Below are 23,721 nucleotides of genomic sequence, written 5' to 3' on the forward strand. Positions count from 1 at the left end.
AATTTAATCCACTATATAAAGTTTCTATCAATCCATATCATTTGAGTTTTCATCTTCATAATATGGATGATCGAACAGCTCTCCTTCCCAGATACATTCATCCGTTATACCTTGGGATTCCATGAAAGGAACATAAGAATAAAAATCTTTTTCATATTCTCCATAAAATATATTCACTCCTTTGAGCCATACTGCATCGCATTCATCACACAGAATAATTTCATCATGAAGATATTTAGGTTTTGAATGGTAGAGATAGCCTTGTTGACAAGCGGGACATATTTTTATTCTCTTATTCATGATTACTCCATATAATCGATTTATTTTTGTGGGTAAGCAGTAGTGATTTGATTGCTGCGGCATAAGCCATTCTTAACTTATTACCATTGCATTATTATCACTACTCTTACATAGTTATACATTCAAAGACATTTCATCCATCTCTAGATGGACTAAAATACAGCACAACACCAACAATGTTTCCATACCTTATAAGGAAGCTGCATTATGACACACTCCCCTCATCAAAACACACCCGATCCGGAAGACTATATCCCCTCCTTCCGCCGTCGAAACTTGGACACATCCGGTTTTATGAAAAAACTCGGACGCTTTGCCGGCCGCCTGGGCAAACCTGTCGTCCGACAGTTTTATGCACTTTATTACCTTTGGGAATCCGAACACACGCCCAAACGGGCCAAAATGATTATTGTCGGTGCACTGGTTTATTTTCTCAGCCCCATTGACAGCATTCCCGACCTGCTGATTCCATTTGGTTTCAGTGACGACATTGCCGTCATTGCATTGGTTTATTCTCAGATGAAAAACTATCTGACCGAAGATATTCAAGAAAAAGCCCGTCAAGCGGCTGACAAGCTGTTTGGTTCTTAATTGGATACAATTCGACTACACATATATAAATATGAGAAGAAGGCCGTCTGAATATTCAGACGGCCTTCTCAGTTTATGACTTTTTTATTTCAAAGGTTGCATGCCCATAACTTCCATCAGAAAGTTGGTAAACGCAGGATTGCTTGGCTTGGTATCCATGTTTTTCCAACGTTGTTGCCAACCGCGCAAAGCACCTTGGATGTACTGTTTGGATTGTTCGGTAGTAATCTCACCACGCTGGCTGTCAACGGCAGAACGCAGATAAACTTCGTACATACTGTCATCGACGGAGTTGCGTCCCACTTGTTGGATACGGAAGCGGTTCAAATATTGGGCAGCCTGAACTTTGGTCAGACTACCTTGGCTCACTTGGGTACTCAAGCGACGTGCTTCATCATGAATCTTGGAAACATCTGCCCAATGCGAAGGAGCCAAATGATAACCGGTAGCTGAAACTTGTGAATCAGCCTTAGGTTTTTTGACGTTGGTTGGTCGAACTGGCACTTCTTTCAAAGTCGGAACATAAATCGATTCACAACCGGCAAGTGCCGCTACGGCAAGGATAGGAAGAATGTATTTTTTCATAATGCGCATTATAAGCATGATTCGTTGAAGAAACCAACTTTTGAATAACGGTATTCAAAGCTCATTAACTGAATTACAACAGATTTCATACGATATCTCAAGCCCATACGCAAAAAAGGCCGTCTGAAAACGGCCTTTTAACAACAATCCTATATTATGCCAAATCGGCAAAGAGAGGCGTAGAAAGATAGCGTTCGCCATATGATGGCAACAAGACAACGATCAGCTTACCTTCGTTTTCAGGTTTTTTGGCCAGTTGCAATGCGCTCCATACTGCGGCACCTGAAGAAATACCTACCAAAATGCCTTCTTTTTCAGCCATAGCGCGTGCAGTTTCAAACGCTGCTTCGTTAGGTACTTTGACAATGCTGTCGTAAACAGTCGTATTCAAAACGCTGGGGATAAAGCCTGCGCCCAAACCTTGAATCGGATGTGGGCCTTTTTCGCCACCACTCAATACCGGAGAAGCTTCAGGCTCGACAGCCACGATTTGAACTTCGGGTTTGTATTTTTTCAACACTTCGCCCACGCCGGTAATCGTGCCGCCAGTACCCACACCGGCCACGAAAATATCTACTTTACCGTCTGTATCGCGCCAAATCTCTTCGGCAGTGGTTTTGCGGTGAACTTCAGGATTGGCCTCGTTATCAAATTGGCGCGGCATGAAATAAGTGCCCGGATGTTCGTCCACTAAAGATTGGGCTTTGGCAATAGCGCCTGCCATGCCTTCGGCAGCAGGAGTCAAAATCAATTCTGCACCAAACGCACGCAGCAGCATTTTGCGTTCTTTACTCATGCTTTCAGGCATAGTGATGGCCAATTTATAACCGCGGGCCGCGCACACCATGGCCAAACCGATACCGGTATTGCCACTGGTTGCCTCGACGATAACGGTATCTTTATTGATTTTACCGGCTTGCTCGGCCGCTTCAATCATGGCTTCGGCAATACGGTCTTTTACGCTGCTGCCCGGATTGAAAAATTCAAGTTTAACGGCGATTTGTGCTTTTAAACCTTCGGTCAGGCGGTTCAGTTTCACCAGAGGTGTGTTGCCGATCAGCTCGGTAATATTATTTGCAATTTTCATTTCCTGCTCCTGATTTAGATGTAATACAGCCTGCATATTAAACTCAGGCCGTCTGAAAAACCAATATCGAAAATTTCTTTCTTTATAACTTTTGGTTCAAGCGCGGTCAATATCCACTTCGCTCAAAAATCAATGCAACAGCAACCACAGCCTGCATCACGACGGCAACCATCCAGCCTGCCCACATCTGCCGCATACTGAAAAGAGAGGCAGGCTGCTTGCAAACAACCACACGGTGCAGATAAAACACCAGCATCAACACGCCCTGCAATGCAAACCAATAAATGGGTTTCAAAGCATAAATTTTCAGCAAGGCCGCCCATGCAAAAACCGAGCCTGCCAGCGGCAAGATGAAATAAACCACGCCTGCCAAGAAAACAAAAGCCAAAGTCATGACGACATTGGAAACCGCAAATAAGGTCAAACCGGCATATTCGCCTGCCGACCAAAACTTTTTGTCTTCCGTTTTACTGCAGTCATCGATAAAGAAGAAAATACTGGCGATTGTCAGATAAAAATGAGGGATGAACAAAGGGCCTGTATGCGTAAAGCCCCACATTCCAGGCAACAAGCGTGCGCCCAGTGCCGAAATCCCCAGCCACAACAACACCGTAGCCCAAAGCCATTGAAACCGCTGTGCGCGAAAAATAAATGCCAACGATACCGCAGCATACGCGACGGCAAACCAAAAATCCAAAGAAACCATCATGAATACTGCAACTCGCCTTCAAAAACGGTTTCAGCAGGGCCGGTCATTTGCACATCGCCGCCTTCTTCCCAACTGATAAACAGTTCGCCCCCAGGCAGAGTAACACGCACAGGCGCACCCGCTTTCAGCAAGCCATTGCGCACGCCTGCCACCACGGCCGCACACGCTCCAGTGCCGCAAGCCTGAGTTTCCCCCACCCCGCGTTCAAACACGCGCAGGCGGACTGACAACTCATCTTCAACCTGCAAAAAGCCGACATTGACCCGTTCAGGAAACTGCTCGTGCGATTCAATAGCGCCGCCCCAATGCTCCACCGGTGCGGTTTCAACATTATCAACCAAAATTACCGCATGCGGATTACCCATATTCACACAGCTTACCGGTACAGACTCCAAACCGACTAAGACAATATGTGTCAACGCATCTTCCGTTTCACCATGCGCAGGCACAAACGGAATTTCAGACGGCATGAAACGTGGTTTACCCATATTGACGGTAACCAAACCGTTATCCAACAGCTTCGGCACAATAATCCCTTTGGCCGTTTCGACCAAGATTTCCGTTTTATCCGTCAAACCCTTATCTGCGACAAAACGCGCAAAACAACGCGCGCCATTGCCGCACTGCTCTACTTCCCGACCATCGGCATTGAAAATGCGGTACCGAAAATCGACCGCATCAGAAGAAGGCTTCTCCACTACCAAAAACTGATCAAAACCCACGCCGCGATAGCGGTCTGCCCATTGAGCAAGCGGTGCAGCCAACGGATCAAAGTCCTGTTCGATGGCATTGACCACCATAAAATCATTGCCCAAGCCGTGCATCTTCGTAAATTTCAAAGTTTTCATTATTCATTCACATTCTTATTAAATCATTATTTCGGCACATTCTACACCAGAATGATATATTCGTTTCTATCTTGTTTTTCAGACGGCCTTGCGCCCTTTTACCAATACTAACACCAGCCACCCCGCAAAAATACTATACTTCCCACATTACAAACATTTCTTATTACAAGGATACACATTATGAAAAAAGTTCTCTTACCAGCCCTTTTGGCCGCTTCACTCAGCGCATGTACAGTCGGCACGCCCGGCGTTTCCGTCGGCTTAGGCGTCGGCACCAGCATCGGCCGCCATGTCGGCCTGGGTACATCCATCAACATCCCTGTCGGCTTGGATAAAACCAAAACCACCAAAGGCACGGATTCAGACGGCATCCGTATCTCAGAAGAACAAATCGTGACCTATTTTGATGCACACGGCACACCCAGCAACAGCGCAGTCAAAGGCGGCTTCCATCGCCAACTGATCAGCAAACGCAACAACGAATATGTCGTCCAAGACTTTTACAGCGACAACAGCCAAAAACGCACGGACCCTTACATCCTCAGCCGTAACCAACTGATGCAGTTCCGCGCCACGCCAAGCAATGGCTCGTTAACCACTTACGCCTACAACGGCACGGTGATGCAGCAACAAGTATTCCAAAACGGCAAATTGGTTAACTCCAAATACTAAAGGCCGTCTGAAACGGCTGGGGAGCATGTGAAACTTGATTACAAAATATTTTTAACATTCAAACATTTGAAATATTTTGCACCATTTTCTTAAAAATATTGATTGACACATTTTTTCCAGCCATTATAATACGCCCCATTCCCCGATAGCTCAGTCGGTAGAGCGACGGACTGTTAATCCGCAGGTCCCTGGTTCGAGCCCAGGTCGGGGAGCCAAATTTAAAAAGCCTGAACTTCTGTTCAGGCTTTTTTACATCAATAAGGAACGCTTGTTCTTTCCCAAAGAAAGCCCATGAATCCTCATGAGACCTTTGCAAAGGTCTCTATCCGCCAAACTGGCACGCCTTGCGCCCTACCCGCTTCGTCTGGCGAACAGGTGCAAACAGCCCGAAACCTTTTTTCAGTCAGGTTTCGGGCCATTTCGTTTTTTGAATAAACGGCATCTTTTCAGACGGCCTTATCCATCAAATTTGGCACATTATTTCACACAAGGATTGTCTAAAACGACTGAGACATTGCGTTCGGCTTTGTTCATATACGTCATGTGGACTTTCTTGCCTTTGAACTCTGCCTCAACGACAGATTCCAGCGTGACAACATCTTGGGGGAAGCCAAATTTTTTGTCGTTTGCAGCAATGAATTTGACGGGTTTGTCGCGGAACAGCGAGTAGAAAGACACACCTTTATTATCTGCGGCTACGGCGCATTGCGTTTTGCTGTCGGTGGCGATGACGGAGGAAAGCGTATAGGGCTTGTGGGTACGGTCGGCGAAGGTGGTATAGGAATCATACGACCCGAAGCTGGTTCTTAATGCGAAGGTATTGCCAAGCCATTCATAGCCAGTCCTGTCTTCAGGAAGATTTTTTTCGATGGCTTTTTTACCTGCAAAGAAAGAGCATTCTTGGGTTTTATGGTTGCAGACTTTTTTGACGCTGAACTGTTTATCCGGAGAAGTAATGACGGTTTCGGCGGCAAAGCTGTTTGCAATTGCTGCGGCGAGCATACAGCTTAAAAGAAGTGAGCGGATGGGAAGGGACGATTTCATTTTGTTTGGTGTATCGGTTGGTTTTTATAGTGGATTAAATTTAAATCAGGACAAGGCGACGAAGCCGCAGATAGTACAGATAGTACGGCAAGGCGAGGCAACGCCGTACTGGTTTAAAGTTAATCCACTATAATATTGATTGAGCGGGTTTGAATGCAATAAACACTCAATATGCCTGCGGCGGAATAACTGCCGATATGTTGATTTCAATCTGCAAAACAGATAATACGAAGGCCGTCTGAAACTGATTTTTAGTATTTCAGACGACCTTTGTTTGCTTTGCGGCGCGGGTTTAGCGGAAGAAGTCGCCCATGCCTGCTGGCAGGCCTTGGGTGAATGCACCCATGGTTTTGTTGGTGGTTTCTTCGGCTTTTTCAGAAGCGGCATTGATGGCGGCCAATACCAAATCTTCCAGCATTTCTTTGTCGTCAGCGGCTTCTTGAATCAAAACAGGGCTGATTTCAAGTTTGCGGACAACGTGCGAGCACGTCATCACAACTTTCACCAAACCATTGCCTGCTTCGCCTTCAACTTCGGTTTCAGCCAGCTTGGCTTGTGCCTTTTTCATATTTTCCTGCATTTGTTGAGCCTGTTTCATCAGGCCGCCTAATCCGGCTTTTCCGAACATGTTTTACTCCTATGGGTTTGAATAAATGGGTTTCACTCATGCCGTCTGAAAAACGCTATTGCCTTTCAGACGGCCTTGTATATCAGTATTTTAAGAATGTCCTGCCAACTCTAAAGAATCCGGCAGCCATTGCGCTTCAAAGGTTTGCAAGATTTTCTGCGCCGTTGTATCCGCTTCCAGCAAATCTTGCGCCTGCTGCCGTCCTTCTTCTTGAATACGTTTGCGGCGCATCACCGGCGTTTCCCAGCCTTTATCATCCTGCCAAGGCTCGGTTTGCAGCCTTAAATTGCCAAGATGGTAGGCCTCGCTCAACGTCTGGCAGATTTTGTCCAAGCGCTCTTTATTGGCAGTAGCTTTGGCCTCATCCGTCAACGACAGCATGATTAAACCTGCTTCCGCATCATAACTCGTCCATGCCGCATTTTGCGCCAACATCTGCGCCGCGCCTAATTTACGGGCAAAGCGTTCGATAATGCTGTGCCAATTCTCTGTTTTAAACTCAGGCAAAGGAGCGAACTGAAGCTCTTCTTCATCACCTTCCTCTTCTTCAGGCTCAGCAGACGCAACCGGCTGCGGTACTTCCATCACATCAGCACGGTGTGAATCTTCATATGTATATGCTTCATCAAAATACGGAGGTGGAATTTCCTCATCCATGTGCGGATATTCTTCCGGCTCAGAGGCCGTCTGAACTTTTGCAACAGGCAATGTCTCCGCAGTTTCTTGTATCTGCGCCGTTTGTGTTTGAGGCGTTTCGTCTGATACTTGGCTCGGCATTTCCTCCCAAGGCGGTACATCCGCCTGTTGTTGAGCAGACTGAATAGTTTCTTCAGACGGCCTTTCAACGATATCCCGTTTAGTCGGAACAGCCTCTTTCTCAACCGCCGGTGCTGCTATCGGCTCAGATTTCGGCAGCTGAAAAGGCTTTTTTTCGGCCTCAGCTTTCTGATGATCGGAATGCAAATCCGTGTGTTCAATCTGACTTTGCGTATCACAACCCGAAGCGGCCAACGGCGCAAATGCAAGCATGCGCAAAAGCGTCATGACAAAACCGGCATACTCGTCCGGAGCCAGCGGCAAATCCTGTTTGCCATGAATAGCACATTGATAATAAAGCTGAATCTGCTCTCCACTCAAAGCCTGACTTAATCGCAGCAAAGTTTCACGTTCAGGGTCATCATTTGCCAAGGCGGAAGGAATGGTTTGAATTAAAGCCAAACGTTGCAACAACATGGCCAATTCTGCCAATGCGCTGTCAAAACCAATCGCTCTGGCGGACATTTCCTGAGCTTTTTCCAGCAAGGCCTCACCGTTTTGATTGATGATTCCTTCAAGCAATTCAAACAAATATTGTTTATCGACTGCTCCGATCATCTGGCGGACATCTTGTTCGGCAACTTTACCCGAACCCATGGCAATCGCCTGATCCAAAAGACTCAACGCATCGCGCATCGAGCCGGCGGCGGCACGGCCTAAAAGTTGCAAAGCCTGTGGCTGATAAGGAACGTTTTCACGATCCAAGACATGCGCCAAATGCTCCGCAACCTGCTGGGTTGTCATGTTGCGCAACACAAACTGCAGACAGCGGCTCAATACGGTAATGGGGACTTTGTGCGGATCGGTGGTCGCCAAAATAAATTTAACGTGCTCAGGCGGCTCTTCCAAAGTCTTCAGCATGGCATTGAACGCGCTTTTGGAAAGCATATGCACTTCGTCGATGATATAGACTTTGTATTTACCCGCAGTCGGCGCGTATTGTGCGTTTTCCAATACTTCGCGGATATTGTCGATACCGGTATTAGATGCCGCGTCAATTTCCAATAAATCCACATAACGGCCGCTGTCGATTTGCGTACAGCTTTCACACTGACCGCACGGCTCACCATGCACGGCATTTTCACAGTTCAAGCTCTTGGCCAAAATCCTGGCAATCGTGGTCTTGCCCACACCGCGCGTCCCTGTCAGCAGATAGGCATGGTGCAGACGGCCTTCGTCGAGCGCGTTGCGCAGAGCTTTGACGACGTGTTCCTGACCGACCAAATCGGCAAAGGTTTTCGGACGCCATTTTCGTGCAAGAACTTGATAAGCCATGTTGTTTCTCTACGGGAAATAAATCGGAAGGCCGTCTGAAAAGAATTATCCGCTTTTCAGACGGCCTCAGAAAATGGCATATATTCTAGCATTTTTTTGATTTTTATTAAGGATTTTCTATCAAGGCTACGGCGACAGCATGTTATTGCAATGTTAGAATGCTACATAAATGATAAACAATTTGAAACTCAAATCATTATGACTGAAATCATACTACACAACAAATCAGCCACTATGCAAGTCAATACAATAGGCGGATATATTGACTCCCTGATTCTAAAAGGACGGGAAGTCTTATTTCCGAAAACCAGCGTTCAAGTGGGCGATGACACAAAATTACGCGGCGGTATGCACGTTTGCTTACCCCAATTCGGACCAGACAGTAAAAATCATCTGGCCCAACATGGTTTCGGCAGAACTTCAGACTGGGAAATCCGTCATCAAAATGAATCAGATATCGGCTTGAAATTAATCAGCGCAGAAAAAGGCTATGAACACGTCGAATGGTTGCTCGATTACAGCCTGCCTAACGAAAATGAAGCCATCGCCATCCTGACCGTCTGCAATTACGGCGAATCGCCCGTCCGCACGTCTCCGGGATTTCACCCCTACTTTACCGCTGCTGGCACACAATTTGATTTCAACGGCGCGCCATACGATGCCGACTATATCTCCCATACCGAATTTGTTTCCTCCGACCAGGATGCACACGTTGCATTTGACGGCTTGAAACTGGATATCCGTACCCACAATCTGCCTGTGTATGCTCTTTGGAGCGATCGAAACGGCCAATATACTTGTGCAGAACCAACCGCAGAAGGCAATGCGTTTTTATCCCCTGCCCGAGGCGGACAATTTGTTTCAGGGCACAGTAAAAAACGTTACGCCATGAAAATCAGACTGATGGCTTAACCCCCTTACAAATCCTCAATATTTAAAAACCACCCCGAAGGGTGGTTTTCTTATGGCTCACAGGCCATTGTTATTGATTGCATTCGCAATATCGCGTACCGCTGTTACATACATGCGGCTGTGGTTGTATTGCCATACTGTGTAGAAGTTATTCAGGCCCAAATAGTATTCAAATACGCCCGGGCTGGTTTCCAAAGCATACAATACAGCCTTTTCATTATCCACAACAGCAGCTTGAGGCACGACACCCAAAGCTTTGAAATCTGCGACAGTGCGCGTCAAGGCAGTTTTCTCATCGATAATCGCCTGCAAGTGCGGCGTAATCGTCAGACTGACCGGCACAACCATCTTACCGCCGGTCTGCCAGCCATGCTGCTTCATATAATTGGCGACAGAAGCCGCCACATCGCCGACATTATTCCAAATATCGCGATGACCATCACCATCATAGTCCACCGCCCATTTACGGTAGCTTGAAGGCATAAATTGCGGCATGCCCATCGCGCCGGCATAGCTGCCTTTGAAGTCAAAGATATTTTCTTTTTCTTCTTTTGCCATCAGCAAAAGTTCGCTCAATTCATTTTGGAAGAACTCGGCACGGCGTGGATAATCAAAGGCCAATGTACTCAAGGCATCGGCAACGCGGAAGCTGCCTGTATTTTTGCCATAATTGGTTTCAATACCGAGAATTGCCACAATCAATTCGGCAGGTACGCCGTATTTGCGTGCCACATCATCAATTACGGCACGGTTTGCCGCATAGAATTGTCTGCCGCCGTTAAATTTGGCTGCACCAGAGTTACCGGTGCGGAATTCATACCAAGGACGCGAAGTGCTTGGGCGGTACATAATAGTAATAATGTTGCCTTTATACACCACACCATTAAAGAAGTTACGCAATTCTTCCGCACTGAAACGACGGTTTTTCACTTCATATTGGATAAACTGCTGAACATTGACGTTCTCATTAAAACCGCTGCTGGCAACAGATTCAGCCGCAGCATCAAATACAGGTCGTTTTGCAGAGGAAACAGGCTCGACAGGTTTTGCCGTATCAACAGCAGGCTTTTGCGGGGTACTACATGAAGCCAGAGCCAAAGCAGCCAGACCCATCCCAAAGATTTTGATTTTATTCATAAATAATCTCTTTACTAAATAATACGACAAACCCAAACACGAATGAATATTCGGCCAATACTTCATCTCTTCATATCAACCGCTATATTTCTAGACAAACTCAAAAATATAGACAAATCGATATTTACTTACTTCGACTCAAGCACATAAACAAGGCCGTCTGAAATCCAAGGAAACCCTTGATTTTCAGACGGCCTTGAATGAATCAATTACTCAGCGGCTGCAACAACAGCAACGGTAATTTTAGCAACAGCGTCGGTGTGCAGAGCCACTTCAACTTCGTATTCGCCAACAGCTTTCAATGGGCCATTAGGCAGACGTACGTTTGCTTTAGCAGCTTGGATACCGGCAGCAACAATCGCTTCAGCGATGTCAGCATTGGTAACAGAACCGAACAGACGACCATCAACACCGGCTTTTTGAGCAACAGTAATGGTTTGGCCTTCCAGTTTTTCTTGACGTGCTTTAGCATCAGCCAAGATTTCAGCTTGTTTGGCTTCCAATTCAGCGCGGCGTGCTTCGAATTCTTTCATGTTGGCTTCGGTTGCACGTTTTGCTTTACCGGCAGGGATCAGGAAGTTGCGTGCGTAACCGTTTTTAACGGTAACGATGTCACCCAAGTTACCCAGACCGCCGATTTTTTCTAACAGAATAATTTGCATGATTTAAACTCCAAAATTATTTGTGTTGATCGGTGTAAGGCAACAGAGCCAGGAAACGGGCACGTTTCACAGCAGTAGCCAACTGACGTTGGTAGTGTGCTTTAGTACCAGTAATGCGGGCAGGGATGATTTTGCCGTTTTCAGAGATGAAGTCTTTCAACAAATCAACTTGTTTGTAATCAACTTCTTGGATTTTTTCAGCCGTAAAGCGGCAGAATTTTCTACGTTTGAATGATTGACGAGCCATTGTCGTTTAACCTTTATATTCTTTAATGTTCTGTATGCGTAGTACCGGCTTGGGGAAGCGTTGGCTGCGTTGCGCCAAAAAACCTTCCGACTCGATGACGGCATCTTGCCGATACTGCCATTCCTCAGCCTGCTTACCTAAAATCCGCGCAGGAATTTCAAATTTGACCAGACATTTCTGTCCGTTTTCTTCCTGCCAAGATTCATGTTGTAACACAACATCTAAAACAGGAATTCCTGCCGGCGTATATCTCAAAGGCTGAACCTGCAAGATACGGGCGGTAAGCTTAATCAGATTGTCCAATCTTATTCGGCTGCTGCAACTTCTTCAGCTGCACCGTTCAGCAAGTTTTTTGCTTTTTCGCCGCCCAGCATTGGGGAAGCTTCAGTTACAGCGTGTTTTGTTTTGATGGTCAGGTGACGCAGTACGGCATCATTGAAGCGGAAAGCAGTTTCCAGCTCTTCAACCACTTCAGGAGTAGTTTCGATATTCATCAAAACATAGTGTGCTTTGTGGATTTTGTTGATTGGGTAAGCCAATTGACGACGGCCCCAGTCTTCCAAACGGTGGATTTTACCGCTGGCTTCAGTAATCATGGTTTTGTAACGCTCAACCATAGCAGGCACTTGCTCGCTTTGATCAGGATGAACGATAAACACGATCTCGTAATGACGCATGTTATCTCCTTATGGATGATTAAAAACAGCCTTTCACCATGCGAAGTAAAAGGCAAGGCAAAGAGGCTGAATTTTATCCGCATTTCTTAAAAAATACAAGTCCGGATTCAAAATCCACTTTCTTTTCAATTAAAAAAACAACATTAGGCCTTATGGTTATTTCCTAGCAATCCACTCAACTATCTGCCAAAAATCTGCTAAAATCTGCCCCATCCTAATAAATACAACATCAGAAGGCACACAATCATGGCTCTTTTGCAGATTTCAGAACCCGGCATGTCCGCCGTCCCCCATCAACACCGCCTCGCCGTAGGCATTGATTTAGGCACAACCAACAGCTTGGTTGCCACAGTCCGCAGCGGCAGCGCAGTCTGCCTGCCCGATTCAGACGGCCGCGCCACCCTGCCTTCGGTTGTCCGTTATTTGGATGGCGAAGTTGAAGTCGGCAAAAACGCTCTTTCCGCCCAAAAAACCGATCCTCTAAATACAGTCAGCTCCGCCAAGCGCCTGATCGGCCGCACCCTTACCGACCTCGCACAAGAGGCGCAATACCTGCCCTATCGATTTACACCCAATGAGCGCGTGGTTGAATTAAACACCCGTCAAGGTGCAAAAACGCCTATCGAAGTATCGGCAGAAATCCTCAAAGCCCTCAAGTCTCGTGCCGAAGAAACATTAGGTGGCGATTTGGTCGGCGCCGTCATTACCGTACCCGCTTATTTTGACGATGCTCAACGTCAAGCCACTAAAGATGCCGCGCGTTTGGCAGGCTTGAATGTATTGCGCCTCCTCAACGAGCCGACCGCCGCCGCAATCGCCTACGGACTGGACAACGCCTCAGAAGGCACGTTTGTCGTTTATGACTTGGGCGGCGGCACATTCGACGTATCCGTATTGCAACTGACTAAGGGCCTGTTTGAAGTTAAAGCCACCGGTGGCAACAGCGCATTGGGCGGCGATGACTTCGACCATCGTTTGTTCTGCTACCTGCTCGAACAAAACGACCTTTCCAAACTCAACGAACAAGACAGCCAGCTTCTGCTTTCCCTTGCCCGTACCGCCAAAGAAAAACTGACCACTCAAACCGAAGCTGTCATCGAAACCACACTTTCAGACGGCCATAAAATCCATACTGTCATTACCCGCCAAGAGTTTCACAATCTGACCCAAAATCTGGTACAAAAAACCATCGAGCCCGTCAAACAGGCTTTGAAAGATGCCGGCGTAACCAAGGCCGATGTCAAGGGCGTGATTATGGTTGGCGGCTCTACCCGCATGTTGCATGTTCAACAAGCAGTTGCCACATTTTTTGGTCAAACTCCGCTGAATAACCTCAATCCTGACGAAGTGGTCGCACTCGGTGCCGCCATACAGGCAAATGTCCTTGCCGGCAACAAAACCGATGGCGAATGGCTGCTGCTTGACGTTACACCTTTGTCACTCGGACTGGAAACCTACGGCGGTCTTGCCGAAAAAATCATCCCGCGCAACTCCACCATTCCTACTGCTCGCGCTCAGGACTTCACCACTTTCAAAGACGGTCAAACCGCCATGACGATACACGTCGTACAAGGCGAGCGCGAACTCGTTTCCGACTGCCGCAGCCTTGCCAAATTTACCCTGCGCGGCATTCCGCCGATGGCCGCAGGTGCAGCGCGTATCCGCGTGACCTTCCAAGTTGATGCCGACGGTTTGCTGTCCGTTTCTGCACAAGAGCAAAGCACCGGCGTACAGGCGCAAATCGAAGTTAAACCTTCCTACGGCTTAGACGACGGCACCATTACCCAAATGCTCAAAGACAGCATGAACAACGCCGCCGAAGACATGGCCGCACGCGCACGCGCCGAAGCCGTAGTCGAAGCCGAAAGCCTGACCGACGCTGTCAACGCCGCCCTTGAGTTGGACAGCGATTTATTGGAAGCCGAAGAATTGCAACAGATTCAACAAGACATCGCCGCTTTGCAAGGTCGTCTGAAAGACGGCAAAGCCGAAGACATCCGTGCCGCCGTCGCCAAACTCAGCCACAGCACAGACAACTTCGCCGCCAAGCGCATGAACCGCAACATCCAACGCGCGCTTACCGGCCAAAGTGTTGATAATATTTGATGGCAAATGGTTTCAGACGGCCTTGGATAAAAAGGCCGTCTGAAAAGATATCCTCTTACAGAAATAAAAATAAAGAACAACAATGGAAAAAGCAGGCATTGTCTACCTGATGAAAACTGTCATCAAAGGCGTATATAAAATTGGTATTACTGACAAAAATAATTTTGAAACTAGAATGCGCCATTTGGAAAACAACGGCTACGCAAACGTTGCCGGGTTAGAACGCGTTCTAGCCATCAAAACCGATAACTATAAAGAAAAAGAAACCTTACTTCATGAAATTTTCGGTAAAAGCCGAATAGGAGAAACTGAGCTTTTTGCGATTGATGAAAATCTTGTGAAAAGGCTTTTTCTCTCGTTAAGAGGCGAAATTGTATTTCCTAAAAATGAAATAGCAGAGTTGGGTTTTGAAAAAACTGTCAAAGAACATCATCAAGAAAAAATTTTTGAAGTAAACAGAAGTGCATTTATCTCCTTTATCAAGGAAAAGCATCAACAAAATCCTTCCATATTAAGAAATCTCCTCTCTTCAGAAAATGCATATAAACCCAAAAATTCTAAAGTCCGTCTATATAAAGACGAATACTTTGGAAAAAGTGGATCAAAGCTAACCACTGAAATTGAAGAGGATCTTCACATCTATACTACCTACTCAAAAAAGGATTTGAAGATAGCTTACGAAGATTATTCAGAATTATTTAAATCACTATGAGACTCTGGCACCAAACCCTTATCCCCCTACTCCCCCGCGCCCAGCTTTTGGGGCAACACCGCGAATGCGCCGCTTTACGCGGAGCAGGCTGGGGCAGGCCACACGCGACGGTGAATTATGTCTTCATCCATTCGCCCCACAAACTCTATCTATATCACGCACTGATTATGGAAGAGATGGAAAGGCGCGGTTACAAACCCGATGCTTTATGGAAAGACCCGCTATATCGCGGCAAAGCCGTTGCACCATACCATTCGCACGCGGCTGAAACAGTTACTTCGCCGATTTATGCCGAACATGATGATGCTTATTTGGACGAATGTCTGGAAAATTTAAGAAGCAAAGGCATCATGTTATAAACCCATTTTTCAGACGGCCTGAATATTGAATACTCAAGGCCGTCTGAAACCACTTTAACCACAACCACTCTTAAACAACCGAGACAATAAAAATGCCAAAAATTACCGTACTCCCACACGCGACATTATGCCCCGAAGGCGCGGTTATCGAAGATGCACCGGAAGGCCAAACCGTCCTTGACGTACTGCTCGACCACGACATCGAAGTCGATCATGCCTGCGAAAAATCCTGCGCCTGCACCACCTGCCACGTGATTATCCGCAAAGGTTTTGACAGCCTGGAAGAACCGACCGAATTGGAAGAAGACCTGCTCGACCAAGCATGGGGCTTGGAAGCTGATTCACGTTTAAGCTGTCAGGCAGTGGTTGCCGATGAAGATTTGGTGGTCGAAATCCCCAAATATACGATCAACCACGCGCGTGAAGACCATTAAAACAAGGTTTGATGAAAAAGGCCGTCTGAAACCACAAATTCATGGTTTCCAGACGGCCTTTTGGTTATGCAGCAAACTATTCGATATGAGGTAAAATAAAACGCATACGGGAAATCTGCATAGCAGCCACCTTCTGCGTGGCGGAGTAATTTTCGATTTTTTCTTGAATTCTGATTTGATGCAGATTGCCGTTATGCTTAGGAGCAGATTTTTGAGGCTCACTTGTCGCCTGCAACTCTTGCTCTGTTTTCAACGCCTCCTCTGCCTCGATGGCCAGAAGTGCAGCCTCATCCCTTACCAAACCAAAACGCTCGATAATGGCATTGGCTTCATCTATATAATGAGATTTGTTCGCTCCATTTTCCAACACAGCATCTTCAAGCACGACCGACAAATGCTTGCCGCAATTTTCGATACGCTCGGCGATACGCGAATAAACCATCCAACGTTTCAACCTCAATGCGCCTGCATCGTCATTGGGTGAAGCGGCATCCAGTTTAATTAAGCCATAGTGCTTGCCGTAATACAGACGGAACACCAGCTGCTTCAAACCTTCTGTTTCGTCCAGCATCCGATAAAGTTCGCGAACCAACAACAGCAAACGGTCGAATGCGCCTGCTTTAGACAGATACTCCGGATCATCGGAAGCAAGCGCGTAAATCAGTTTGGACAGCTTGGCGTTGAGTGCGTTATTCATCTTTTTTTCCTTTTATTTTTAAGCGATGGATTTTCTTAAGAGCCATTCCAAAAAATTTGGTTGCATAACAAAGTGTAAATTTTGTATGAAAACCAAATCATACAAAGCGGAATAGAAAGTATAAAACGGCAGATTGCCGTGAATTTTAAGTGTCTTGCCGTATTTTAACGCAACTATGCTATTTTGTTAAAAAATAGCGCCATCATTTATCTGCCAATCTTCCGTAAAACAATCTGGCAGTCCGACTTCTTCTTGATTAAAATAATTACTAATAGCCCAAACCCAATAAAGGAACACATCATGAAATGGACAGATACCCAACGCATCGCCGAAGAACTCTACGACTTACACGGCGACAGCATCGATCCGAAAACCGTACGCTTTACCCAACTGCGTGATTTGATTATGGCTTTGCCTGAATTTGACGATGATCCGGCGCGTTGCGGCGAGCGTATTCTCGAAGCCGTGCAACAAGCGTGGATAGATGAAGCAGAATAATCTTTCCCCACTTCCCTATCAAACAAGACCTCAGACAGTTTTTCAGACGGCCTGAGGTCTTTATTAAATTTATTCATACAATTTCGGAAAATTTCGAAATTGACTCATACCAACCTCAAATTTATTATGCAACCTGACAACAAATAAAAGATATGCAGAAGGTGCATAACCATGAATCACGCTCGAGAAATCGCCGCTTTAAACAACAGCCTTTCTGATTTAAAAGGCGACATCAATGTTTCATTCGAATTTTTCCCGCCGAAAAACGAACAAATGGAAACCATGCTGTGGGATTCCATCCATCGCCTGCAAACCCTGCATCCGAAATTCGTTTCCGTAACCTACGGTGCAAACTCCGGCGAACGCGACCGCACACACAGTATCGTTAAACGCATCAAACAAGAAACCGGCCTTGACGCAGCCCCACACCTGACCGGTATCGACGCCAGCCCTGACGAGTTGCGCAAAATCGCCAAAGATTATTGGGACAGCGGCATCCGCCGCATCGTTGCTCTGCGTGGCGACGAGCCGCCCGGCTACGAGAAAAAACCTTTCTATGCGGAAGACTTGGTCAAACTGTTGCGCTCCGTTGCCGACTTTGATATTTCCGTAGCAGCCTATCCTGAAGTGCACCCGGAAGCCAAATCCGCACAAGCCGACTTAATCAATCTGAAACGCAAAATCGATGCGGGCGCAAACCACGTTATCACCCAGTTCTTCTTCGACGTGGAAAGCTATCTGCGCTTCCGCGACCGTTGCGTAATGATGGGCATTGACGTTGAAATCGTTCCCGGCATCCTGCCTGTAACCAATTTCAAACAATTGACCAAAATGGCCCAAGTGACCAACGTCAAAATCCCAAGCTGGCTGTCTAAAATGTACGAAGGTTTGGATGACGACCAAGGCACGCGCAACCTTGTTGCCGCCAGCATCGCCATCGACATGGTCAAAGTCCTCTCTCGCGAAGGTGTCAAAGACTTCCACTTCTACACCCTCAACCGTAGCGAACTGACTTACGCCATCTGCCATATTTTGGGTGTACGCCCCCGTTAATAAAACAGACGGCCTCCCCATTCTGATTTACAATATCGAACATTCAGGCCATACCGGCCTGATTAAAAATTCCAACTAGGAGAGTTAACATGACAACATTGCATTTTTCAGGCTTCCCGCGCGTCGGTGCCTTCCGCGAATTGAAATTCGCACAAGAAAAATACTGGCGCAAAGAAATCAGCGAGCAAGAATTGCTGGCTGTTGCTAAAGACTTGCGCGATAAAAACTGGAAACACCAAGCTGCTGCCAACGCCGATTTCGTTGCTGCAGGCGATTTCACTTTCTACGACCACATCCTCGACCTGCAAGTTGCTACCGGTGCCATCCCTGCCCGTTTCGGCTTCGACAGCCAAAACCTGTCTTTGGAACAATTCTTCCAACTGGCCCGTGGTAACAAAGACCAATTCGCTATCGAAATGACCAAATGGTTCGACACCAACTACCACTACTTGGTGCCTGAATTCCACGCCGATACCGAATTCAAAGCCAACGCCAAACACTACGTTCAACAGCTGCAAGAAGCTCAAGCTTTGGGTCTGAAAGCCAAACCGACCGTTGTGGGTCCGTTGACTTTCCTGTGGGTTGGTAAAGAAAAAGGCGCTGTTGAATTCGACCGTCTAAGCCTGTTGCCTAAACTGTTGCCTGTTTACGTTGAAATCCTGACTGCTTTGGTTGAAGCCGGTGCCGAGTGGATTCAAATCGACGAGCCTGCTTTAACTGTTGACCTGCCTAAAGAATGGGTAGAAGCATACAAAGACGTTTACGCTACTTTGAGCAAAGTAAGCGCCAAAATCCTGTTGAGCACTTACTTCGGTTCTGTTGCCGAACACGCCGCATTGCTGAAATCCCTGCCTGTTGACGGCCTGCACATCGACTTGGTACGCGCTCCTGAACAGCTAGACGCATTTGCCGACTACGACAAAGTTCTGTCTGCCGGCGTTATCGACGGCCGCAACATTTGGCGCGCCAACTTGAACAAAGTTTTGGAAACTGTCGAGCCTCTGCAAGCCAAACTGGGCGACCGTTTGTGGATCTCCAGCTCTTGCTCTCTGCTGCACACTCCATTTGACTTGTCAGTTGAAGAAAAACTGAAAGCCAACAAACCTGACCTGTACTCTTGGTTGGCATTCACCCTGCAAAAAACCCAAGAATTGCGCGTTCTGAAAGCCGCATTAAACGAAGGTCGTGATTCTGTTGCCGAAGAACTGGCTGCCAGCCAAGCTGCCGCCGACTCCCGTGCCAACAGCAGCGAAATCCACCGTGCAGACGTTGCCAAACGCTTGGCCGATTTGCCTGCCAACGCAGACCAACGCAAATCTCCATTTGCCGACCGTATCAAAGCGCAACAAGCATGGTTGAACCTGCCTCTGCTGCCGACTACCAACATCGGTTCTTTCCCACAAACTACCGAAATCCGCCAAGCACGTGCAGCCTTCAAAAAAGGCGAGCTGTCTGCCGCCGATTACGAAGCTGCGATGAAAAAAGAAATCGCCTTGGTGGTTGAAGAGCAAGAAAAACTGGACTTGGACGTACTGGTACACGGCGAAGCCGAGCGTAACGACATGGTTGAATACTTCGGCGAACTGTTGAGCGGTTTTGCATTCACCCAATACGGCTGGGTACAAAGCTACGGCTCACGCTGTGTTAAACCACCTATCATCTTCGGTGACGTAAGCCGTCCTGAAGCCATGACCGTGGCTTGGTCTACTTACGCTCAAAGCCTGACCAAACGTCCGATGAAAGGTATGTTGACCGGCCCTGTAACCATTCTGCAATGGTCTTTCGTCCGCAACGATATTCCTCGCTCTACCGTGTGCAAACAAATCGCACTGGCTCTGAACGACGAAGTATTGGATCTGGAAAAAGCTGGCATCAAAGTCATCCAAATTGACGAACCTGCCATCCGCGAAGGTCTGCCTTTGAAACGTGCCGATTGGGATGCCTACCTGAACTGGGCCGGTGAATCTTTCCGCCTGTCCTCTACCGGTTGCGAAGACAGCACCCAAATCCACACTCATATGTGCTACTCTGAGTTCAACGACATCCTGCCAGCCATCGCCGCTATGGACGCTGACGTCATCACCATCGAAACTTCACGTTCCGACATGGAGCTCTTGACTGCATTCGGCGAATTCAAATACCCGAACGACATCGGCCCAGGTGTTTACGACATCCACAGCCCACGCGTACCGACTGAAGCTGAAGTTGAGCATCTGTTGCGCAAAGCCATCGAGGTTGTACCGGTTGAACGTCTGTGGGTTAATCCAGACTGCGGCCTGAAAACACGTGGCTGGAAAGAAACTCTGGAACAACTCCAAGTGATGATGAATGTAACCCACAAACTGCGTGCCGAACTGGCTAAATAATGTGAGTTAGATGAAAAGGCCGTCTGAAAATTTTCAGACGGCCTTTTTTTATTTATCGATATTTAGACCATAAAGATTATAGCTTCAACAGCTTACAAAATCCCTGTCGTTGTATGATGCTCTTCCACTCCTGATGTATACACATTCTTAGTATGGTGATACACAGCATCTTTAGTTGTTGCGACAATATAGTTGGCTTCTGACAAGATATCGCTCAAGGCAACTTTACTGCCGGTCGTATTCACCTTTGTCAGTGCTGCACCATTATGGCTATTGCCTTCTGAATACGTTTTGATGTTATTTTCAAAGCGCAGCCATGAATCATACAGTTCATCTTTGATGTCCGTCATGATTTTATTGTTGGCTACATTTAAAGATGCCTTGCCCTTAGGGTTGGTACTGTATACGTCTACCAAAACATCATCCAGGGCACCACCAAGTTTCAATGTGTTATTGGTGATGTTGTACTCTTTGGCATTACTTTTCAAATAAGCAAATTCGACATAGCCGTCAGATTTTTCACGCACGAAAATTTTGTTGTTGTGAATGGTCACCGCACCATGCATAGCGACATTACCATGGTGTTCTTCCACATAAACCGGTACTGCGCCTTTCATAATCTTGCCGATATTGGCATCATTGCCGCTAATGGTAATAGTACCGCTGCCAATGCCGTTTTTAGATAAAACGCGGTCGTAGGTATCGTTGATGACGGCAATCAGATATTTGGTGGATTCGCCGCTTATCTTGTTATTTGCCATATTGAGCGTGTAATCCATTTTGCTTTCATGGTTACGGAACTCAATCGCGTAAGTCTGAATATTGTTTTGATAAACCGTCAGATTTTTAATGACATTATTGCTGATATCGAAATAGCCTTTGTTAGCCGAGTGCAAATCTTTGTATTGGGTATTGGTTTGCACCTGGATACCTGAATACATGTGATAGTACTTGCCCAAGTCATCATCAACATTCAAACGGAAGCTCGGGTCTTGGATAATGGTATTGCCGGTAATTTTGACTTTATCCATAGAAAACTGGCGGTTGTAAGCAGCAATACCATACAGCCGGTCACCTGTTAACACATTGTCTTCAATGACAATGCCTGTACCATCATGCACATCCAAGCCTTTGCGGTAGTTGTGGTTGGTCGTGTTTTTACGGTATGTGACACCGTAATTGTAGCTGCCCGCAACCACAGCCATACCGTAGCCGGTACCGCCGTCCGCTTCGTGGCCGTTCCAATCCAAACGGTTGCCCTCGCCGATAAAGTTTTGTTGGAAACCGATCAGCGCACCGGCAACGCGGTTGTGGTGCAGATACGAATCAACAATACGGTTGTTTTCACCCAAAGGCAGCGCTTCATATTTTTCATCAATTTCGCCGCTTTGTACGCGCTCTTTAAAGGTCAGCTTTTGACCTTTTTCCTTTTCCAAAGAAGCGGTCGACGTGAACATCACACCAGCACGATTGGCACCGGAAACCTCTACTTTACTGATTAAAGTATTGTCCGCATCGTTCACCAAAATGCCGTTTACCTTGCCAAAATAGCTTAAGCCTTTGTGGTAAAAATCAGGGTTGGTATATTGAACCGACAAGTTGGCAATGGTTTTATTGTTTTGTCCATCGATCAAGATACCGGCAAATTGGCGAATGTCATCATGGTTGGTGTTCGGATTGAACACGCCTGTCTGCGCCTTATCAAACGTTACTTTGGTTTTACCCATCCCCGAACCAAACAAACCGCGTGCGCCGGAAACGGTTTTATCCATCACAATCTGGTTAGAAATATAGTAGGTACCATCCAAGAAGACCATGGCTTTTTCTTTATGAGCAGCTTCTAAAGCCGCTTTAAATGCCTGAAGGCTGTCTTTTTTACCCTGCGCATCGGCACCAAAATCATTCACACGAACATAATTACCATACTCTTTAGATTGATACACGCGGTATTTTCCAGAGACACCTGCCCTGTTTTCGGTATGATCGTCAATTTTGTTTTCTTTGACTGAACTGAGGTGGCTATCGTGACTCATGGCTGTTTTTTTGCCGGAAGAAACGCTCACGACTTTGTTATGGCCGTCTGAATCGTTCAAAATCTTTTTATGCACAATTTCGACTGTTTTTTTTCCTTCGGCAATTCTGTCTTCTGCCTCTTTTTCTTTGCGGGCAGCGTCTTGTTTGGCTTTACGCTCTGCAATCGCTTTTTCGACTGCTGCTTTATGCGCTTCTTTTGCATGCTCGACGGCGTTTGCTTTGGCTGTGGCGGCTTCGGCTATTTTTTTTGCTTTAGCCTCTTCGTATTTTTTTTGCTTTTCAGCCAAAATTTTTTCCATCGATTGATTAACCGGTTTGTTTACCGGCTCTTTTGAAACAACCTGTTTGTCCGTTACTTTAGACGCAATGGTATTTTTACCAGAAACGCTACTTGCAGAAGCAACACTGGCCCGTACGACACGCATTTTTGTTACAACGCCGTCTGAAGATGATGAGGTACTGTTCAATCTTGCCGCCTCAGCCACATGAACCGCATCTCTCGTTACAGTATTTTTACCGCTTAATTGCTTGGGTTCAGGAAAAACAGACGGACTTCCCCCAAAATTTTGGGTGTGTATCCATTCTTTTAGAGGAGAAGATGATTCGGAAGTGGTTTCAGGAGTTGAGGAGCCTTGACGGATATGGGTACGGCCAAGAGGGGCAAGTTTATGTGACATAATCAGCGTATTTCCTTGTATCAAATATCGTCCTTTCCCACCGCACAAGCGTGCAACAAAAAAGTTCGATGAATAAAGAGGTAAGACGGATTCTGTCGTAACAGCAATTGCCTGTATAAAGCTGGCCACTTTGAGAAACTCGGCAGCGTTTCCCCTTCTGCCGATTTTCTGATTGAAAACGGTAATGGTGTTTGGACAGAACCCTTGGATGACTTTTATAGGTAATCTGTCCGCGCACCATGTGTCCGGTTATTTTTGACGGAAAATGTATCAGAGTCCCTTTTTAATTGATTAGTTCATCCAAAGTTAAGTTATTTTTGATTTTTATAGCAAAATAAAAATGGTTTTATCTTGCATTGTTTTCTTTTTTGGCGTGACAGAGTTAATACCGCGAAGCCAAAAAGGAGGGGAATTCTAACACAATATGTTTTTAGCATTCCCCATTTAACTAAATTTACAAAATATACAAAATAAATATCTATAAATGTTTTTAACTTCATCGAAAAATCAATAAAATTCGATATTTTCAATGTGTATTTTTACAACATAATTGCGCATTATATACCGATTATCTTAAAATGCTACCGTTTGTTTG

General features: G+C 46.4%; 25 protein-coding genes and 1 tRNA gene. 11 read left to right on the forward strand and 15 right to left on the reverse strand.

Annotated features, from left to right (window positions below; translation table 11 throughout):
• Positions 1 to 27 precede the first annotated feature (27 nt).
• Positions 28 to 300 (reverse strand): hypothetical protein, encoded by a 273-nt coding sequence (locus ACTHRE_RS03865; RefSeq protein ID WP_003686206.1) that lies wholly within the window; start codon positions 298 to 300, stop codon positions 28 to 30.
• 207 nt (positions 301 to 507) lie between these two features.
• Between ACTHRE_RS03865 and ACTHRE_RS03870 the strand changes: the two genes are divergently transcribed.
• Positions 508 to 891, forward strand: a complete 384-nt coding sequence (locus tag ACTHRE_RS03870) for a YkvA family protein (protein ID WP_377072089.1) — start codon at positions 508 to 510, stop codon at positions 889 to 891.
• Between the two features lie 84 nt (positions 892 to 975).
• Here the strand turns inward: ACTHRE_RS03870 and ACTHRE_RS03875 are convergent, their stop codons facing one another.
• The 4 genes from ACTHRE_RS03875 to dapF all read right to left on the reverse strand — a co-directional run bounded on the left by ACTHRE_RS03875 (position 976) and on the right by dapF (position 4,120).
• Entirely contained in the window at positions 976 to 1,476 is a 501-nt protein-coding gene (locus ACTHRE_RS03875; RefSeq protein ID WP_371444493.1) for a membrane lipoprotein lipid attachment site-containing protein, read from the reverse strand.
• A 154-nt stretch (positions 1,477 to 1,630) separates the two neighbouring features.
• A complete protein-coding gene (gene cysK, locus ACTHRE_RS03880; RefSeq protein ID WP_100066632.1) occupies positions 1,631 to 2,563 on the reverse strand; it encodes a cysteine synthase A in 933 nt (310 codons plus the stop codon).
• A 106-nt stretch (positions 2,564 to 2,669) separates the two neighbouring features.
• Positions 2,670 to 3,272: a hypothetical protein gene (locus ACTHRE_RS03885; protein ID WP_101755263.1), complete on the reverse strand. Its 603-nt coding sequence runs from the start codon at positions 3,270 to 3,272 to the stop codon at positions 2,670 to 2,672.
• The gene (dapF, locus tag ACTHRE_RS03890; RefSeq protein WP_377072086.1) at positions 3,269 to 4,120 is read right to left on the reverse strand and encodes a diaminopimelate epimerase; all 852 of its coding nucleotides are present in this window, start codon (positions 4,118 to 4,120) and stop codon (positions 3,269 to 3,271) included. The genes ACTHRE_RS03885 and dapF overlap by 4 nt, the downstream gene beginning before the upstream one ends.
• A 180-nt stretch (positions 4,121 to 4,300) precedes the next feature.
• Between dapF and ACTHRE_RS03895 the strand changes: the two genes are divergently transcribed.
• Together ACTHRE_RS03895 and ACTHRE_RS03900 are read left to right on the forward strand one after the other, a co-directional pair.
• The gene (locus ACTHRE_RS03895; RefSeq protein WP_377072085.1) at positions 4,301 to 4,792 is read left to right on the forward strand and encodes a NemA protein; all 492 of its coding nucleotides are present in this window, start codon (positions 4,301 to 4,303) and stop codon (positions 4,790 to 4,792) included.
• A 139-nt stretch (positions 4,793 to 4,931) separates the two neighbouring features.
• Positions 4,932 to 5,007, forward strand: a tRNA-Asn gene (locus ACTHRE_RS03900).
• 262 nt (positions 5,008 to 5,269) lie between these two features.
• On the opposite strand, the gene ACTHRE_RS03905 is transcribed toward ACTHRE_RS03900, so the two are convergent.
• The 3 genes from ACTHRE_RS03905 to dnaX form a co-directional block, all read right to left on the reverse strand.
• Positions 5,270 to 5,836, reverse strand: coding sequence for a hypothetical protein (locus ACTHRE_RS03905; RefSeq protein WP_377072083.1), 567 nt, complete (start codon positions 5,834 to 5,836; stop codon positions 5,270 to 5,272).
• A gap of 292 nt (positions 5,837 to 6,128) precedes the next feature.
• On the reverse strand, positions 6,129 to 6,464 hold the full coding sequence (locus ACTHRE_RS03910; RefSeq protein WP_377072081.1) for a YbaB/EbfC family nucleoid-associated protein: 336 nt from the start codon (positions 6,462 to 6,464) through the stop codon (positions 6,129 to 6,131).
• Positions 6,465 to 6,554: 90 nt separating this feature from the next.
• On the reverse strand, positions 6,555 to 8,555 hold the full coding sequence (dnaX, locus tag ACTHRE_RS03915; RefSeq protein WP_377072079.1) for a DNA polymerase III subunit gamma/tau: 2,001 nt from the start codon (positions 8,553 to 8,555) through the stop codon (positions 6,555 to 6,557).
• Positions 8,556 to 8,753: 198 nt separating this feature from the next.
• On the opposite strand from dnaX, the gene ACTHRE_RS03920 reads away from it, so the two are divergent.
• Positions 8,754 to 9,467: an aldose epimerase family protein gene (locus ACTHRE_RS03920; RefSeq protein ID WP_377072077.1), complete on the forward strand. Its 714-nt coding sequence runs from the start codon at positions 8,754 to 8,756 to the stop codon at positions 9,465 to 9,467.
• A 57-nt stretch (positions 9,468 to 9,524) separates the two neighbouring features.
• Here ACTHRE_RS03920 and mltB read toward each other — a convergent pair whose 3' ends face one another.
• The 5 genes from mltB to rpsF form a co-directional block, all read right to left on the reverse strand.
• Positions 9,525 to 10,604, reverse strand: coding sequence for a lytic murein transglycosylase B (gene mltB / locus ACTHRE_RS03925; RefSeq protein WP_377072075.1), 1,080 nt, complete (start codon positions 10,602 to 10,604; stop codon positions 9,525 to 9,527).
• Positions 10,605 to 10,813: 209 nt separating this feature from the next.
• Complete coding sequence (rplI, locus tag ACTHRE_RS03930; protein WP_003678862.1) at positions 10,814 to 11,266, reverse strand: 50S ribosomal protein L9; 453 nt, start codon at positions 11,264 to 11,266, stop codon at positions 10,814 to 10,816.
• A gap of 16 nt (positions 11,267 to 11,282) precedes the next feature.
• Complete coding sequence (gene rpsR, locus ACTHRE_RS03935; protein WP_003678863.1) at positions 11,283 to 11,513, reverse strand: 30S ribosomal protein S18; 231 nt, start codon at positions 11,511 to 11,513, stop codon at positions 11,283 to 11,285.
• 6 nt (positions 11,514 to 11,519) lie between these two features.
• Complete coding sequence (gene priB / locus ACTHRE_RS03940) at positions 11,520 to 11,822, reverse strand: primosomal replication protein N (RefSeq protein ID WP_377072343.1); 303 nt, start codon at positions 11,820 to 11,822, stop codon at positions 11,520 to 11,522.
• Positions 11,819 to 12,190 (reverse strand): 30S ribosomal protein S6, encoded by a 372-nt coding sequence (gene rpsF, locus ACTHRE_RS03945; protein ID WP_003686150.1) that lies wholly within the window; start codon positions 12,188 to 12,190, stop codon positions 11,819 to 11,821. Before rpsF ends, priB begins: the two co-directional genes overlap by 4 nt.
• 246 nt (positions 12,191 to 12,436) lie before the next feature.
• Between rpsF and hscA the strand changes: the two genes are divergently transcribed.
• The 4 genes from hscA (at position 12,437) to fdx (ending at position 15,801) form a co-directional block, all read left to right on the forward strand.
• Positions 12,437 to 14,296, forward strand: a complete 1,860-nt coding sequence (hscA, locus tag ACTHRE_RS03950; protein ID WP_377072073.1) for a Fe-S protein assembly chaperone HscA — start codon at positions 12,437 to 12,439, stop codon at positions 14,294 to 14,296.
• 82 nt (positions 14,297 to 14,378) lie between these two features.
• Entirely contained in the window at positions 14,379 to 15,008 is a 630-nt protein-coding gene (locus ACTHRE_RS03955; protein WP_377072071.1) for a GIY-YIG nuclease family protein, read from the forward strand.
• A complete protein-coding gene (locus tag ACTHRE_RS03960) occupies positions 15,005 to 15,367 on the forward strand; it encodes a TIGR02328 family protein (protein WP_377072069.1) in 363 nt (120 codons plus the stop codon). Before ACTHRE_RS03955 ends, ACTHRE_RS03960 begins: the two co-directional genes overlap by 4 nt.
• Positions 15,368 to 15,459: 92 nt before the next feature.
• A complete protein-coding gene (gene fdx / locus ACTHRE_RS03965; RefSeq protein WP_003686005.1) occupies positions 15,460 to 15,801 on the forward strand; it encodes an ISC system 2Fe-2S type ferredoxin in 342 nt (113 codons plus the stop codon).
• 76 nt (positions 15,802 to 15,877) lie between these two features.
• Here fdx and ACTHRE_RS03970 read toward each other — a convergent pair whose 3' ends face one another.
• Positions 15,878 to 16,498, reverse strand: coding sequence for a hypothetical protein (locus ACTHRE_RS03970; RefSeq protein ID WP_377072066.1), 621 nt, complete (start codon positions 16,496 to 16,498; stop codon positions 15,878 to 15,880).
• A 300-nt stretch (positions 16,499 to 16,798) separates the two neighbouring features.
• On the opposite strand from ACTHRE_RS03970, the gene iscX reads away from it, so the two are divergent.
• From iscX to metE, 3 genes are all read left to right on the forward strand, one after another.
• On the forward strand, positions 16,799 to 16,996 hold the full coding sequence (gene iscX / locus ACTHRE_RS03975) for a Fe-S cluster assembly protein IscX (protein ID WP_003682097.1): 198 nt from the start codon (positions 16,799 to 16,801) through the stop codon (positions 16,994 to 16,996).
• Between the two features lie 171 nt (positions 16,997 to 17,167).
• The gene (metF, locus tag ACTHRE_RS03980) at positions 17,168 to 18,049 is read left to right on the forward strand and encodes a methylenetetrahydrofolate reductase (protein ID WP_070645429.1); all 882 of its coding nucleotides are present in this window, start codon (positions 17,168 to 17,170) and stop codon (positions 18,047 to 18,049) included.
• Positions 18,050 to 18,138: 89 nt separating this feature from the next.
• Positions 18,139 to 20,415 carry a 5-methyltetrahydropteroyltriglutamate--homocysteine S-methyltransferase gene (metE, locus tag ACTHRE_RS03985; RefSeq protein ID WP_070645427.1) on the forward strand — a complete coding sequence of 759 codons (2,277 nt, stop codon included), beginning with the start codon at positions 18,139 to 18,141 and terminating at the stop codon, positions 20,413 to 20,415.
• A gap of 92 nt (positions 20,416 to 20,507) precedes the next feature.
• Here metE and ACTHRE_RS03990 read toward each other — a convergent pair whose 3' ends face one another.
• Positions 20,508 to 22,748, reverse strand: a complete 2,241-nt coding sequence (locus ACTHRE_RS03990) for a right-handed parallel beta-helix repeat-containing protein (protein ID WP_377072341.1) — start codon at positions 22,746 to 22,748, stop codon at positions 20,508 to 20,510.
• Between the last annotated feature and the right edge of the window lie 973 nt (positions 22,749 to 23,721).

Source organism: Neisseria sp. P0001.S007 (assembly GCF_051963655.1).
Lineage (GTDB): Bacteria > Pseudomonadota > Gammaproteobacteria > Burkholderiales > Neisseriaceae > Neisseria > Neisseria subflava_A.